Below are 14,936 nucleotides of genomic sequence, written 5' to 3'. Positions count from 1 at the left end.
TGGTCGCGAGGTCGGGGGCGAAGCCGCCCTCGTCGCCGACGGCCGTGCTCTTCCCCTGCTCGCTCAGCACCTTCTTGAGGGCGTGGAAGATCTCGACGCCCATGCGCAGCGCTTCCGGGAAATCGACCGCGCCGACGGGCGCGACCATGAACTCCTGGAAGTCGACGTTGTTGTCGGCGTGCGCGCCGCCGTTCAGGATGTTCATGAGCGGGACCGGGAGGATATTGGCGTCTTTGCCGCCCAGATAAAAGTAAAGCGGCTTTTTCTCTTCGATGGCGGCGGCTTTGGCCACGGCCAGGGACACGCCCAGGATCGCGTTGGCGCCGAGTTTGCCCTTATTTTCGGTGCCGTCCAGGGCGATGGAGATCTTGTCAATGGCGCGGAAGTCGGCTTCATGGCCAATGACGGCCTTGGCGATGGTGGTGTTGACGTTATTGACGGCCTTGAGAACGCCTTTGCCCATATACTTGGACTTGTCGCCGTCGCGCAGCTCGATGGCTTCGTGCTCGCCTGTGGAGGCGCCTGACGGGACAGCGGCGCGGCCCAGAACGCCGGACTCGAGGACAACATCCACCTCTACGGTGGGGTTACCGCGGGAGTCGAGGATCTGACGGGCCTTGACCTGTTTGATTTTGGACATGATGCACTGCCTTTCTCTAAGAGATTCAGTAAAAACGCCCCGGGTCATCCACGGGGCCTATGGTGGCAAAGCTCAGGTGGTTCTAAGAATAGGGACAAATTATCACAGTTTGTTTTTAAAGTCAAGCGGTTCGTGAAGGGGGGAGCCACATCCACCCCCCGGGGTTGGTAACCGCTTCTCTTGGTTACCTTTGCCAACCCCGGGGGTTGGGACCGGGCGGGGATGGACATTTTCAATTTTGTGATATACTAATCCCGGTGGTTGTGATAATTTTATAGACGTCCGTACAATTCACAAAACAAAACTCAACAGAAAACGGACGTCGTGATACTGACGACCTCAGCGTTCTGTTATATTCAAGGGAAGTCAGTAAGACGTCCGGACAACCAAGAGAACAAAACCCGATAGAAAACGGACGTTGTGATACTGGCGACCCCAACGTTCTGTTATATTTATTAGGGAAGCCGGTCATACATCGTAACCGTCATTTAACAACTTCCTTCTTCCACCCATGAAAAAACTCGTCATCTTCTTCCGGTTGTATTGGCTCCGTATCCTCATTTTTATCCTCTTTGCCGCGGTTTTCACGGCCTGCGGGTATTTCATCGCGACCGGCACCTCCAACTATTTCGCCTCGGAAGGTTTCGTCCGCAAGCAGCTCTCGGCGCAATTCGGCCTGATGATGGCCATGTTCCTCTTGATCCACCTTTTCTCCATCCCCTTCTATTTCGGGATGCAGTACGCGCTGATGCAGGGTGGGCTTTTCGGCAAGCTCGGCGCGGAAAAGATGAGCAAGGCCAGCGCCAACGTGAAATGGGACGAAGTCATCGGCATGGAGTCGGCCAAGAAGGAAGCGTGGGAACTGGTGAAGCTTCTCAAGGACCGGCACCTCATCAAGGCGATCGGCGGCAAGGTCATCAAGGGGACCATCATGATCGGCCCGCCGGGCTGCGGAAAAACCTACCTGGCCAAGGCCATTGCCACGGAATGCGAACTGCCGCTGATCTCGGCGGTGGGAAGCGAGTTCGTGGGCATCCTGGTCGGGCAGGGCGCGATGCAGATGAAATCCCTGTTCAAGCAGGCCCGCGCGCTGGCCAGCATGGAGGGCGGGTGCATCATCTTCATCGATGAAATCGATTCGTTTGCCCGGACGCGCGTGTCCAGCGGGTCCGACGGGGCCGGGGAAGGTCACAACGCGACCATCAACCAGTTCCTGACCGAGATGGACGGCCTGCGGCAGAAGGAAAACAACATTGTTGTTCTAGCCGCGACCAACGTCCCGGAATACCAACTCGACGCGGCCCTGATGCGGGCCGGACGGTTCGACCGCAAGATCTACGTGAACCGCCCCAACCTCAAAGAGCGCAAAGAGCTTTTCGATTTTTACCTGCACCGCATCAAAACCGACGGCTCCATCAACACCGACATCCTGGCAAGAAAGACCCTCTGGTTCTCCCCTTCCGACATTGACAGCATGGTGCGCGAGGCCGGGCTGATCGCCCTGCGCGAGCACCGGCAGACCATCGCCACCAAGGACCTGTCCGAGGCGTATGACCGCGTGACCTTCGGCGAGAAATCCAACATCATCATGACCGAGGAGGACAAGGAATGGACGGCGTATCATGAGGCCGGGCACGCGATCCTGGCCTACCTGATCCATCCCAAGGACGACGTCATCAAGGCGACCATCGTTCCCCGGCGTGGCGCGCTGGGCTTTGTGTTCCACCGGCCGGGCGAGGAATCCTACTCTTACAACAAGGAATATTTCCTGGCGCAAATCAAGATCGCATTGGCCAGCTACGCGGCGGAGCGGATCAAATTCGGGTCCACGTCCAGCGGCGTGGGCGGCGGGCCGGGAGCGGACTTCGACACCGCGCTGGAGATCGCCCAGGCCATGGTCTGGAGTTACGGCATGGGCAAATCAGGACTCATCGGCGATTACTGGTACAACACGACCCTGGCTTCGAACAAAACTCGCGAAACCCTGGACGCGGACGTGCAGGACATCCTGCAGACCTGCCTCGCCGAAGTTACGGAAACCCTCAAGCAGAACAACGACCTGTTCGAATTCTTCTCGCAGGAGCTCCTCAAGAAGGAAGAGCTCGAATACGACGAGATCCAGGCGATCTTCGACAAGTTCAACGTCAAACCCATCTCACGGCGCTCGCCGCTGTCGGTCTGATGCCGAACCGCAATCCCCTTCAAGCCGCAGGCCTCCTCTTTCTTGTTTTGGCATGGGGCGGCTGTGACATCCCCTCTCCCCCGCCGGTGGTGACCATCACGGAAGCGCAATCCAAGTTCAGCAAGATCTGCCGCGACGAGTTCAAGTATTCCCCCCTGACGCGCACCGTGGGCAACACGGTGTGGATCTATTTCCCGATGGACGAGGAATTGTTAACGCTCAAGCCCAGCCCGGACGGTCCGAAGTCGTCGGACCAGGCCAAGGAGAAGCCCTCCCTGCGTTTCCTGGACGTGAAATTCGACATGCGGACCATCCATGTGCGCTTTGACATCGCCAACGCCAAGCAGTACGCCCAGGACCCCGGATACCAGTTCGCTTACCCCGAGCACTGGCAGCAGAAACAGCAGAACCTATTGTCAGCGGTGGTGCGGGCGTACGGGGACGTGGGGGAGATCCCGGGGGATCTGGAATTCAAGGACAAGCGCAAGGACGGGACGCACAACGACCTGGTGAACGCCTACGTGAAGCCGGACAAGGCGCCGGACTTTTTTGTGATCGTGTTTGCCGACATGAAGAACGGGATGGAGATGAAAAACATCACGAACTTCACCGACCTGAAAAACGCCTTTTCGCCGACGGTGCCCCTGGCGCAGGAAGAGTTCACGATGCGGTTTTTGTCAGAGGTTTACGGCAACGCGGCGGTGGTGGACGACCGGCTGGGGCGGCACCTGGACTGGACGGCGGTGGACTGGCGGGATTTTCTTTCAAGGCAGATCAAGCAGAGGATCAATTTCAAGTTCACGCAGAGCGATTTTCCCCCTTCGGCGGACGCCGACTTTGAGGAGCTCATCCTCAAGGCCGTCAGCGCCAGCGTCGCCCCCTACCAATTCGAAGACTTCGATTCTGTGAAGCTCACCGACATGAACACCGGGCGGGATGTCATCATCACAAAAGCCCAGCTCGCGACGTTCAAGGAGTAATCAACAGACAATCCAGAGCAAAGGCAAGCATTCTTCGCTCAAACAGTCCTCGTCCCCGACTTTTCCCACAATAAACGGTATCGGAAAGTCGGTGACTGCGCCTGCCGGCAGGCAGGGAACTCGCCCGGGAATTGCTTGCCTTTGCTTTCTTGTGAAATAGTCAACTTGGAAAGGCCTGGGCAGTAGCCCCGCGCGCAGTTCGAGACCGCTTTTCCATGGTGTTTATAAAAGAAAAAAGCGGGATCGCTGTTTGAGCACGGGGCTGCTGCCCAGGCCTTTAAAAAGAATAAACTTTTACAATTAAGTCTTCTCGGCCGGCGGGGCGGTGTCTGCGGCGGGGGCCGGCGGGGCGGCTTCCTCCACGGGGGCGGGTTTGTCGAGGGTCTTGACCTTGCGGCCCTTGATCTTGAGCCGGTTCTCGACGAACAGGGCGATGGCCTTGGGATAGACGCGGTGCTCGGTCCTGTGGACCTTCTCGGTGAGGGTTTCCAGGGTGTCGTCTTCCGCGACCCGCACCGTCTCCTGGGCGATGATGGGGCCGTGGTCCATTTTGTCGTCGACGTAATGGATGGTGACTCCCGTGATCTTGACCCCGTAGGTGAAGGCGTCTTTGATGCCGACGATCCCTTTGAAGGACGGTAAAAGCGACGGATGGACGTTGAGGATCTTTTGCGGGTAATGTTTGATGAAGTACGGAGTGAGGAGCCTCATGTAGCCGGCGAGGACGATGAAGTCGATGCCCTCTTCCTTGAGGCAGATGATCATGTCGCGGTCGACGCTCTGGCGGTTGGTGTAATCCTTGGCGCTGAAGACCTTGGTCTTGATGCCGGCGGCTTCCGCCCGTTTCAGGCCGTAAGCGTTATGGTTGCTGGACACCACGAGCCCGAGCTCGGCTTTGATCTCGCCGCGCTTGACCGCGTCGATGATGGCCTGCAGGTTGGACCCGTTCCCGGAAATGAGCACAGCAAATTTCATGGTATTCTCCGTGGCTGAGATGCTGAAGCTTTTTATGAGAGAGCGTTTTTCTGGTGCGTTGTTTCGTTGATTCATGACCCCAGCTGCCCTTGACGCTTCGCAGGGCAGACGGCTGCTGGGTCTACTCAACCTCAGGACCCGCCTGATTTGCTGACGCAAGTCAGGGCTACGGGCCACTCATTAACCCCAGCTGCCCTACCGCTTCGCAGGGCAGGCGGCTGGGGTTGATTCGGCCTTTAACTTGCGTTCGCCTACGGCTCCGCAAGTTATGGCCTCATCAATTATGCCATCACCCCGGCCCGATGGCAAGGCCTCTGCCTTTGTGGTAGCGGATCATGCCTACGACCCCAACGACAGCGAAGATCACGCCCACGGCCATCAGGATCCAGAACCGTTCGATGCGGTCGGCCAGGAACGAGCTGACCATCATGGCCAGCAGATAGGCCAGATGGATCACGATCTCCAGGAAACTGAATACCTTCCCTCTCATCTTTTCTTCGGCGACGTGCATGGCCACGGTGTTGGCGGCGAGGAAGATCGGGCCGACGATCATGCCGAAGCCGTAGGCCAGCAGGCAGGCCATGAGAAAATCGGCCTTGGCATGGACGTTGTAGGCGAAGACGATGAGCATGGCGCCGCCCAGAAGCAGGCAGAGGAAGATCGTCTTGTACCAGGCGATTTTTTTGCCGAATTTTCCGTAGATCAATGCCCCGGTGAAGAGACCGCCGCCCAGAACAACGGCCATGACGCCGAGGTCCCTGGTGATGGAGTCGAAGGATTGCTGGATGAAGACGATGCCCACGACCTGGATCGCGCCCGCGGCCGCCAGGAGGATAAAGAGCATGTTGATGATGAAGCGGATCTCTTTGTGCCTGACGATGTAGAGGAACCCCTCTTTCATCTCCTGGAAAAACGACTTCTGGATGGCGTCCAGCATCTCATGGCTGGTTTTGAGGAGTTTTTCCTTGTCGAGCTTGAGGCGGAATTTCATGTCGATGGAGAACACCAGCATCGCGGAGATGAAAAACGTGGCCGAGTTGATGATGAAGCCGTTCCTGGCCCCCCAGGCCTCGACGATGAAGCCGCCGATGGAGGCGCCGAGGGCGAAGGCGATCATGCCGGTGGTGGTCATCAGGGAATTGGCCATGAGCAGGTGTTCTTCATCCACGATGTCCGGCAGGATGGACATCTTGGCCGGGACATACAGGCGGCTCAGGCTGAAGATCAGGAACACGACGCAGTAGATCGGGACCATGGAATCTTTGTTGAGGAACACAAACGGGATGGTCAGGACCAGCAGTCCCCGCAGGATGTCGCAGAGAAAGAGCGTCTTGCGGCGGTCCCAGCGGTCCACGAAAACGCCGGCGAACGGCTGGATCACGAAAACCGGCAGGATGGTGAAGGCGAGGATCTTGGCAAGATCGACGGCGGAGTTGGGGGACCGGTGGGCGATCAGCCCCACCAGGGCCATCTGGTGGATGCGGTCGCCGAACTGGGCGATCAGCTGGGCGAACCAGAGCCGGACGAAATTTTTGTTGTTGGCGTGTGTGAATAGACGGAGCATAGGCAGAATGTGTTACGGCACCAGGCCGCCGGCCAGCCCCTGGTAGCGGGCGGCATTATCGTTATCACCGAGTTTTCCGTAAATCTCCGCCAGGTGGAGATACGCGTGGCGGGTGAGTTCGTCGTCGGGGGCGCCCAGCGCGAGCATGCGCTCGTACACCGCGGCGGCTTCGGCCAGGCGGCCGGCGGCTTCATAGACGGAACCCAGGTTGAAAAGCCCTTCGCGGAAATCGGGCCGGAGCCGGACCGTTTCTTCGAACTCGGCCATGGCCCCGGGAAAATCGCCAGTCTTGGAATACACGATGCCGAGCCCGTAGTGCAGCTGGGAGTTCAGGGGGTCGGCCTGGAGTTTTTTCTGCTGTTCGCGCAGGAGGATGCCGTAGGTGAGGTGGACGTTATCGTCGAGAAGCTCCTGGAATTTGCCGGGGTCCTGGACCTTTTCGTATTCGAGGACGCATTCCCAATATTTGCCCTGATCGCACAGGGCCTTGCCGAGGCCGATGCGGGCCCAGGCGTTGAGGGGAAAATCTTCCAGGGTTTTGCGGAAGTGCTTTTCGGATTCGATGTAATTTCCCAGACGGGCGTAGGACGTGGCCAGGGAATTGCGGATGCGGACGTTCAGGGGGGTGATGGCCAGGGTGCGCTCAAACATGGCGATTTCGTTGCTGGAATAGATGTTGTGCTGGATGGTGAGAAGATAATAGAACGCGAACAGGCCGGCGAGCCCCAGGCGGAGGACCCTGGGCGAGACGCGTTTCTTTTCGCGGTTGAGGCGGAGCAGTTTGCCAAGCCCGAGCACGGCCAGGGCCATGGCCGGCACCGTCGGGGTATAGAGAAAATGCTCGGCGACCGAGATGTAGCCCGGCTGGACGCCGATGGAGGCGAAGATCTGCGACACGGGGACAAGGTCGATAAAAAACCAGCAGACGAGAAACAGCGCGACCGGGCCGAGTTTCCGGCGGGAGGCGATGACGAGGACGGCGCCGGCGGCAAAAAACGCCAGCGTCAGCCACAGGCCGGGGTCCGAGAAGCTTGTGTAAATTTCCCGGGAACGGTCAAACTGGAGATCGACGGGCAGAAGGAACAGACGGAAATAGGTGATGACGCCGCGCAGGAACGTCATGAAGCCGAGGAACAGGCCGGGGATGGAGGCCCAGTAGAACACTTCGGTGATGCCGAGGTGCCTGCGGAAAAACACGTACGCGGCCTCGACGGCGATGAACGGCAGGACCGGGATGAGCGATTTTAAAAACGGGCGCCGGTCGGACCGGAAGAAAAACGCGTAAGCGATGATCAGGGCGGGCAGCATACCGGCGGATTCTTTGCTGAAAAGGCCGAGGGTGAACAGGGCCAGGGCGATCCCGTATTTCCACCAAAGACGCCCGGCGGAAAGATAGGCCCAGAACGCGCTTAAATAGAAGAAGCCGCAGAGGAGATTGGAGCGGCCGGGGATGTTGGACACGGCTTCCCACTGGACCGGATGAATGGCAAACAGCAGGGCGCCGAACAGCGCGGCTTCGGCCCGTCCGAGGACAAGGCGAAGGATTGCGAAAACCAGCGCGGCGTTGGCGGCGTGCAAAAGAATATTGGTGACGTAATAGAGCATGGCGTTCAGGCCCCAGAGGTGGTACTCGGCCATGAAACTGACCATGATCATGGGGCGGTGGTAGGATTTGTCGCCGAAGAACGAGGAGGTGAAAAGTTTGCCGATGTTGGCGAAACTGCGGATGTCCTCGTTGCGGACGATGGAGACCTCGTCGTCCATGGTCTTAAACGTGCCCTGGACGGCGAAGGCGTAGGCCGCGAAGGTCAAAAGGAAGATCCCCAGGAGGGCGACGGGAGGTTTTTTCAGCGTTTCAAATCCCATGGTTCCTCAGCAGTGCCTTGAGATACGGCAGGTTCTCGTCGGACGGGGCCAGCGACGAGACGGCCTCGAACAGGCGGGCGGCCTCCTCTTTTTCCCCGAGCATGACGAGGCTGTGAACGGCGTAGACGTAACCGATGGCCAGCCGGGGCGCCAAACGGATCACTTCGCGGGCATAGGACAGGGCCTTCGGGAAATCGCTTTTAATAACATAGACCCTGGCCAGGTCCGCGTGCACCAGGGCGAAGCCCGGATTCAGCCTGACGGCCGTTTCCAGGAGAGGGAGCGCCTTGTCGACATCATTACCATAACATCTGGCCATGAGATGATAAACGGCAAAATTGTTTTTGGGGTCCGGGACGTAGGGATTGCGCGGGGGCGTTTCCATATACCGCTGGAAAAAGGCGAGGGCGTCTTCGTATTGCTGTTTTTCGTACCGGTCAAGGCCAAGGACCCAGTACGGCCGAGACGCGTCAGGGTAATTGCGGATCATTTCCAGGCAGGCGGTGCGGTCCGTCTTGAAAAATCCGTTGAGCGAGAACGTGACGCTGAGGCATATCCCCAGGACGGCAAACACGGCCAGCCGGTCCAGCGCCAGGTTGGAGCTTTTGCTGGCCAGGAACGACAGCAGGCGCTCCAGGGCCAGGGAGGAAAGAAGCGCGAAGCCGATCGACGGAAGATACAGGAACCGGTAGGCGTACGGATTCAGCAGGGTGACGACGTTGGAGACCGGGATGTAGTTGAACAGAAACCACAACAAGGCGAACAGGGGCAGTTTGTCGCGCCGGAACCGGCCGGCGGCGAACGCGGTGCCGCCCACGACCACGACGGCGGCGCAGAGGACCCCGAGCAGGCCCGCCGTCCCGGCCAGGGGAGCGTAAAGCGGCGGCAGGATCGTGGTCTTGAACGGCAGGACCAGCGCCGCGGCGTATTGGAAAAAAATTTCTACGGCCGTGCCCGGGCCGTGAGAGCCCTGGAGCGCGAGGCTCTTCTGCATGTAAAGGCCCGGAAAGACGAGGAAATAAACCGCGGCGTAAAGGAAAACCACGAGGAGAAAGCCGGCGTACAGTTTAAAACGCCCGGGCCAAAACGTTCGCCAGGGTCCTTCCGTGGGGGGCATCAACGCGTCGTAAACCGCGATCATAACAGGCAGGATGACAGCGGATTCTTTGGACAAGAGCCCGAGAAAGAAAAACGCGTAGCAGGCCGCGCCGTAAAAGAGTTGTCTCTTTCCCCCTCCCTGCCTCAGACGGCCGTAGGCCCAGAAAGCGGCCAGATAAAACAGCGTCATGACCAGGTCGGACCTGTACCCGCCGTTGTTCACCAGCTCGGCCTGGACGGGATGCAGGCTGAAGATCAAAGCGCCCAGGCACGCCACAGCCGGGGCGACCGCGAGGAAAAGGAAAATCCGGTAAACGAGGATGCTGACAAAAATGTGCAAGAGAACGTTGGACAAATGGTGCCCGAAGGCCCAATCGCGCCAGAGGAAGTAATCGAGGAAAAACGTGAGGGCCGTCACCGGGCGGTAAGACACAAAGCCCGACACCGACGGCTCTTCCACCTGGACCCCCGCCGGAACCTGGTCGAGCCCCATAACAAAATCCGGCGTCAACAGGCGGAAAAGGTTCCGGGAGTCGTGATAAAAACTGTTGCCGATGTAGAGGAAATGCGTGTCGCCGATGAATCCGTTGAAAAGAGAATTGAAGTAGGCCAGGAAGGTCAGCCCGACGATCAGAAGGATGGCGTTTCGGTTGGTCATGGACAGGGGACGGGTGCGGTCCCGTTAAAATTCCGGGACCTCCAGGGTCAAGAAAAATAAAAAAGCTGGCGAGAGGAATTGAACCCCCGACCCGGTCGCTCACGGTGTTCGCTCCCCAGAGGGGCCAGCCCCTCTGGGGCTCCCTTGGGGGATTGCCCGCAATCCCCCAAACCCCCTCGGGCGGGTCGGATGTTCTTTAATCCGGCACAGCGTTTCAAAAATCAATAAGCTGGCGAGAGGAATTGAACCCCCGACCCGCGCATTACGAATGCGCTGCTCTACCAACTGAGCTACGCCAGCTTGAAGGCTGATCAGAAAAAACGTTTGCGGCCTCAAGCGTTCGGCTTAGAGCCGATTTTACCCTGAGCCCGCAAGGCTGGGCTGACAGCAACTTGAAATCAAAACATCCATCCCAGGGATGTCCCGAGCGCAGCCGAGGGGCTGCGCCAGCTTAAAGGCGCCTTACAAGGAAAAGTGCCGAGACCCAGGATCGAACTGGGGACGCAAGGCTTTTCAGGCCTTCGCTCTACCAACTGAGCTATCTCGGCAACACATTCCTCTAAAAACCCAATTTGTCAGATCAATGGAGCCGATGCGGACAACCTTCGTCCTCCGGAAGCGACCCGCTCGGCAACACATTTCCTCAAACTCAAAAGCACAATGATCTCAAGAACAATGGGGGGCGGCATCTTTTAAAGATGCCACATTCTAATCACCGCGCCCAAAAATGTCAACACCCTTCTGGGACGGAATTTACTGGTTGACGTTGTCGACAATCTTGACGTAAATGTCCTGCGCCAGCCTGATCTTGGGGAAGAACGCCCTCCGGGCCTTGACCGAAATCTTGACCGAGGACTGGCTGATCTGGGTGATGTTGATCGTGACCTTGGCCCCCTGGACCTTGGCCATGATCACCCCGCCCGGCTCGCTGCGCTCCGTGATGATGCCCATGATGGACAGGACATCCACCGAGGCGTCCCAGATATCGTCCTGCTGTTTATCCGTCAATATCCCTTCAACGGTATCCGGGCTGACATAATACCCCCCCAGCGCCCCCACGCCGCCGATCACCATATAAACGCAACCGGACAGCGCCGGGACCATCGCCAGCGCAAACAGAAGACACAGAATCCGAGGAGTTCTTTTCATTGCCGATCACCTCTCATCTTGAAAACCCAAAAATGCTCCGCGCGGACGAAACCCCGCCGGAGGGACAGATTACCCGCGGGCCGGTTTTTTGCCGTGGTTGGCCTTCTTGGAACGCCAGTTCAACTTCCCTCTTCTCAAACGTTTTCCCATGACAGGTTCCTTTCCTTAACTTCGCTGTTTTTTCTTAGTTCTATTCCTCTTGCGAATGCCAGTATTTTAACAAAGGATTCCCTTTTGATTAACCAAAATTTTTGTTTTGGAGCCTCTCCAGCACCGCCGCCACCGCGTCCGCGCGGCGGACCACGGCCCAGGGTTTATGGCGGACCAATTCCTCCCGGGTGCTGGACCCTGTGGTCACGGCCACCGTCCTCACCCCCGCCCGGCGTCCGGCCTGCATGTCGATCCCCATGTCCCCGACGTAAACGGCCTGCCCGGGCCTCACCCCGAACCGCCGGAGGATCCTGCGCAGGATATCCGGATGCGGCTTGGGCCGCGCGATCCTGTCCCCGCACAGCACATAATCAAAATACGCCCGGATCCCCAGGTGCCGGATCACAATGTGGGAATACCGCGTGGGCCTGTTGCTGGCCACCGCCAGCTTGTACCCGCGCTTTTTCAAGGCCTTCAAAAGCCGCAACGCCCCCGGCAAAAGCCGCGACCCGCGCTTCAGGGCGTCCTTGTGGTGCCGGCGGTAAATCTTCAGCGTCCTGTCCGCGTTGTCCTCGCCGACAAAAGACGCGATCAGATGACGGTCGCCCCAGCCCACGGTGCGCTTGATCGTCAGGTCCGGGACCGGCGGAAACCCGCACGCCCTCAGCGTGAAATTGACGCTCTCGCTCACGGCGCGGTACGCGTCGATCAGCGTGCCGTCCAGGTCAAAGATCACAAGGCGGATCCGCTTCTCCTTCATCAAAGAACCCATGACGCAAATCCTTTTCCGGAGAGAAACGGGCGCTATTCCTTGACCATGTAAAGCACCAGCATGCCCCCCACGGCGATGAGGATGCCGATCAGGCCGCGGAAAATCAGTACCACGTCGTTCCACCACACCAGGGTCAAAGTGATCCCCAGGATGACAAAACAGCCGCCGATCAGAAACAAAAGCGCCTTGCTCGACTTCACGGTTTTATCAATCGACATCGGTCCTCGCTCCCTTCACGCGGCGGCGGCGTTCTGGACGGCCGGCTGGCACTTCCAGCGCCGGTGCATCCAGCCCCACTCGTGCGGATATCTTCGAACATACGTCTCAATGATTTTTGTGATCTTCGCGACATTGGCGACGAGCATCGCCTCGTCGTCCGCCTTTTCCTCCAGCGGCATGGCCGGCTCGATGATGATCCGGTGGCGGTCCTCCCCTTCGCGCACAATGAACATCGGCACCAGGGCCGCCCCGGTCCTGCGCGCAAAAACGACCGGGCCCGTGGCCGTAGCGGCCTGCTGCCCGAAGAAATCCACAAACACCCCGGCACCGCTGCCGAAATTCTGGTCCAGAGGGATGAACACCAGCTCGTTGTTACGCAAGGCCCGGATGGAATTGTCCACGCATTCCTTGCGGGGGTGGCTGTAGATCGTGTTCAGCCCCAGCCGGTCCCTTTCCTGGAGGAAATATTTCTCGATCTCCTGGTCGCGCGCCGGGCGGATGATGGCGCTGGTCTTGTACCCCTCCTGCACCAGCCGCAGCAGCATCAGCGGAAAATTCCCGAAGTGGGCGCTCACCACGACCACCCCTCGCCCCTGGCGCAGGGCCGCCTCGAGGTTTTCCTTGCCGTCGATCTGGACGTTGGCCCTGATCATCGCCGGGTGGGACATGTAATAGATCAGTTCCACCATCCCGCGCCCGAAATTCTCGAAACAGATCCGGACGATCCGATTGATCTCCGCCGGGGACTTCTCCTTCCCGAAGGCGATCCGCAGGCTCTCCCGCGCGATCCTCTTCTGCCGGACCGTGAACAGGAATCCCACGGTGATAAAAAAATGCATGATGGCCTTGAACAGCGGATACGGCAGCCGGTTGATCAGCCAGGACGAGACGTACAGGGCGTTGCGCGCCAGGCCCCTGTTGAAAATTTTTATGCGGTCTTTGAATGTCATGTCGCGGCGCTTGACGATAAAAACAGGACGGCGGGTCCGAGAACGGCCGCTTTCCCTGGCAACTTACGCTCCGAGGATTTTTTGGATTTCGAGGTACAGTTTTTTCAGATCAACCGGTTTGGTCAGGTGGCTCACGGCCCCGGCCTCAAACTCGGCGTGGATGTCGTCGGGCGAGTCCTTGACCGTGAGAAAGATCACGGGGATGTCCTTGGTCTTGGGGTCCTCTTTCAGCGACAGGCAGACCTCGCGCCCCTTCATCCCGGGAAGGATCACATCCAGAACGATGAGGTCCGGCTTCTGGGCCCTGGCCATCTCGATCCCCCGCTCGCCCGACGACGCGACGAGGACCGTGACCCCCCTCCGGAAGAAATCCGAACTCACCATCCTCACAAAGGTCTTGTCGTCATCCACCAGCAGGATCGTCCACCCCGGGCCGGTCCGCGGTTTCGGGACCACAAACTGGGCCCGGACCAGCGGATGCTGATAAAATCCAAAGACGACCAGGCACAAGACCAGAAAGGCGACGGTCAGCGCGTCCCCCTGCCGCTCCCACGCCATCCCGCCGACATGATACAAAAACGCCGCCGCGCTGAAAAAGATCAACAGCAGGCGCGCCCATTCCTTGCGCAGGACGGTCCCGATCGCGCCGGCCAGCAGGGCCAGGTACAGAAACAATTCAAGGCTGACGGCCCTCAGGGTACCCCACGAGGACACCGCAATCAAGGCATACAGCGCGGCCTGCAGATAACCGAGGATGGTCACCGCGCCGCCGATCTGTTTCAATTTTTCCAAATTTTTATTCATGGAGCCCCGCGGGCCTGGGTTCAACTCACGCTCACCGTCCCAAGCAAGAATCGATGGACAGCCCGAGGTTCCTTTCTTTTTCGCCCCTGCGGGGCGGAATCCCGCCGGTTTCCCATACCCGGGCTAAGCCCGGGGCGTTTATGGGAAGGCGGGATAAAATACCACGGGAGGGCGTCTCAAGCGCGGGCTTACGATTGAAAAACTTTCCTCAATTCGGCCAGGAGCATCTTCGGGTCCACCGGCTTGGTCAGGTGCGACAACGCGCCGGCCGCGCGCTCCGCCTGGATATCGTCCGGAGAATCCTTCGCCGTCAAAAAGATCACCGGGATCCCTTTGGTCTCCGGGCGCTCCTTGAGCCGGGCGCAGACCTCCCGTCCCTTCACGCCGGGAAGAATGACGTCGAGGATGATCAGGTCCGGCTGCTGAAGCCTGGCGATCTGGAGCCCTTTCTCTCCCGAGGTGGCCGTCAAAACGCTGTACCCGTTCACCAGCAGGATGCGCTGGACGGTCTTCAACAGCCCCTCATCGTCATCCACGATCAGGATGCTCTTGCGCGTCATGGCCATGCCCTGGATGAACTGCACCGCGATCGTCGGCTGGCTGAAAAAGACCGCCACGATCAGGTGCACAAAAATGTAACTCAACTGGATAAAGTCCTCGTGCGGGCCCAGCAAAAGGATGGAATAAAACGCCGCGACGATATTGATGGCCACCATGCGCTTGCGCGCCAGGCTGTTGAGCTGGGCGAGGGACAGGGACACCACAAAAAGGGCGAGGTACACCAGGGACAGAACGATCGCGTGCAGGCGAAAATCCGGGACCGTGACCGCGGCGGCGTAGACCAGCGCCGAGGTCGCGTAAAGCAAGCTCAAACAGTAACTGATGACTTTGAGGCTTGTGAACTTTCTGGACATGATCCTCTCCCTGGT

Annotated in this window: 13 protein-coding genes and 2 tRNA genes; 2 read left to right on the top strand and 13 right to left on the bottom strand. The window is 58.9% G+C overall.

What is annotated here, in order from left to right; all coding sequences use genetic code 11:
• On the bottom strand, positions 1-640 hold a 640-nt coding region (eno, locus tag Q8Q08_06800; protein ID MDP2653723.1), incomplete at its 3' end, for a phosphopyruvate hydratase.
• 511 nt (positions 641-1,151) lie between these two features.
• On the opposite strand from eno, the gene Q8Q08_06795 reads away from it, so the two are divergent.
• Both Q8Q08_06795 and Q8Q08_06790 read left to right on the top strand, forming a co-directional pair.
• Positions 1,152-2,822: an AAA family ATPase gene (locus Q8Q08_06795; protein ID MDP2653722.1), complete on the top strand. Its 1,671-nt coding sequence runs from the start codon at positions 1,152-1,154 to the stop codon at positions 2,820-2,822.
• Positions 2,822-3,802 (top strand): hypothetical protein, encoded by a 981-nt coding sequence (locus Q8Q08_06790; GenBank protein MDP2653721.1) that lies wholly within the window; start codon positions 2,822-2,824, stop codon positions 3,800-3,802. Before Q8Q08_06795 ends, Q8Q08_06790 begins: the two co-directional genes overlap by 1 nt.
• Before the next feature lie 300 nt (positions 3,803-4,102).
• Here Q8Q08_06790 and purN read toward each other — a convergent pair whose 3' ends face one another.
• From purN to Q8Q08_06730, 12 genes are all read right to left on the bottom strand, one after another.
• Positions 4,103-4,777, bottom strand: coding sequence for a phosphoribosylglycinamide formyltransferase (gene purN, locus Q8Q08_06785; GenBank protein MDP2653720.1), 675 nt, complete (start codon positions 4,775-4,777; stop codon positions 4,103-4,105).
• Between the two features lie 289 nt (positions 4,778-5,066).
• A complete protein-coding gene (locus Q8Q08_06780) occupies positions 5,067-6,341 on the bottom strand; it encodes an MFS transporter (GenBank protein MDP2653719.1) in 1,275 nt (424 codons plus the stop codon).
• A 12-nt stretch (positions 6,342-6,353) separates the two neighbouring features.
• Complete coding sequence (locus tag Q8Q08_06775; protein ID MDP2653718.1) at positions 6,354-8,207, bottom strand: tetratricopeptide repeat protein; 1,854 nt, start codon at positions 8,205-8,207, stop codon at positions 6,354-6,356.
• Positions 8,197-9,963 carry a hypothetical protein gene (locus tag Q8Q08_06770; GenBank protein MDP2653717.1) on the bottom strand — a complete coding sequence of 589 codons (1,767 nt, stop codon included), beginning with the start codon at positions 9,961-9,963 and terminating at the stop codon, positions 8,197-8,199. Before Q8Q08_06770 ends, Q8Q08_06775 begins: the two co-directional genes overlap by 11 nt.
• A gap of 227 nt (positions 9,964-10,190) precedes the next feature.
• A tRNA-Thr gene (locus tag Q8Q08_06765) sits at positions 10,191-10,263 on the bottom strand.
• 175 nt (positions 10,264-10,438) lie between these two features.
• Positions 10,439-10,511 (bottom strand) — tRNA-Phe (locus Q8Q08_06760).
• A 205-nt stretch (positions 10,512-10,716) separates the two neighbouring features.
• Positions 10,717-11,112, bottom strand: coding sequence for a hypothetical protein (locus Q8Q08_06755; GenBank protein MDP2653716.1), 396 nt, complete (start codon positions 11,110-11,112; stop codon positions 10,717-10,719).
• Positions 11,113-11,350: 238 nt separating this feature from the next.
• Positions 11,351-12,034, bottom strand: a complete 684-nt coding sequence (locus Q8Q08_06750; protein MDP2653715.1) for an HAD family hydrolase — start codon at positions 12,032-12,034, stop codon at positions 11,351-11,353.
• Positions 12,035-12,066: 32 nt separating this feature from the next.
• Entirely contained in the window at positions 12,067-12,252 is a 186-nt protein-coding gene (locus Q8Q08_06745; protein ID MDP2653714.1) for a hypothetical protein, read from the bottom strand.
• 15 nt (positions 12,253-12,267) lie between these two features.
• A complete protein-coding gene (locus Q8Q08_06740; protein ID MDP2653713.1) occupies positions 12,268-13,203 on the bottom strand; it encodes a lysophospholipid acyltransferase family protein in 936 nt (311 codons plus the stop codon).
• 63 nt (positions 13,204-13,266) lie between these two features.
• The gene (locus Q8Q08_06735) at positions 13,267-14,007 is read right to left on the bottom strand and encodes a response regulator (GenBank protein ID MDP2653712.1); all 741 of its coding nucleotides are present in this window, start codon (positions 14,005-14,007) and stop codon (positions 13,267-13,269) included.
• A 188-nt stretch (positions 14,008-14,195) separates the two neighbouring features.
• Positions 14,196-14,921, bottom strand: coding sequence for a response regulator (locus Q8Q08_06730; GenBank protein MDP2653711.1), 726 nt, complete (start codon positions 14,919-14,921; stop codon positions 14,196-14,198).
• Positions 14,922-14,936 lie beyond the last annotated feature (15 nt).

Source organism: Candidatus Omnitrophota bacterium, from assembly GCA_030688425.1.
GTDB lineage: Bacteria > Omnitrophota > Gorgyraeia > Zapsychrales > JANLHA01 > JAUYIB01.
This window is presented reverse-complemented; position numbering and strand designations above follow the sequence as displayed.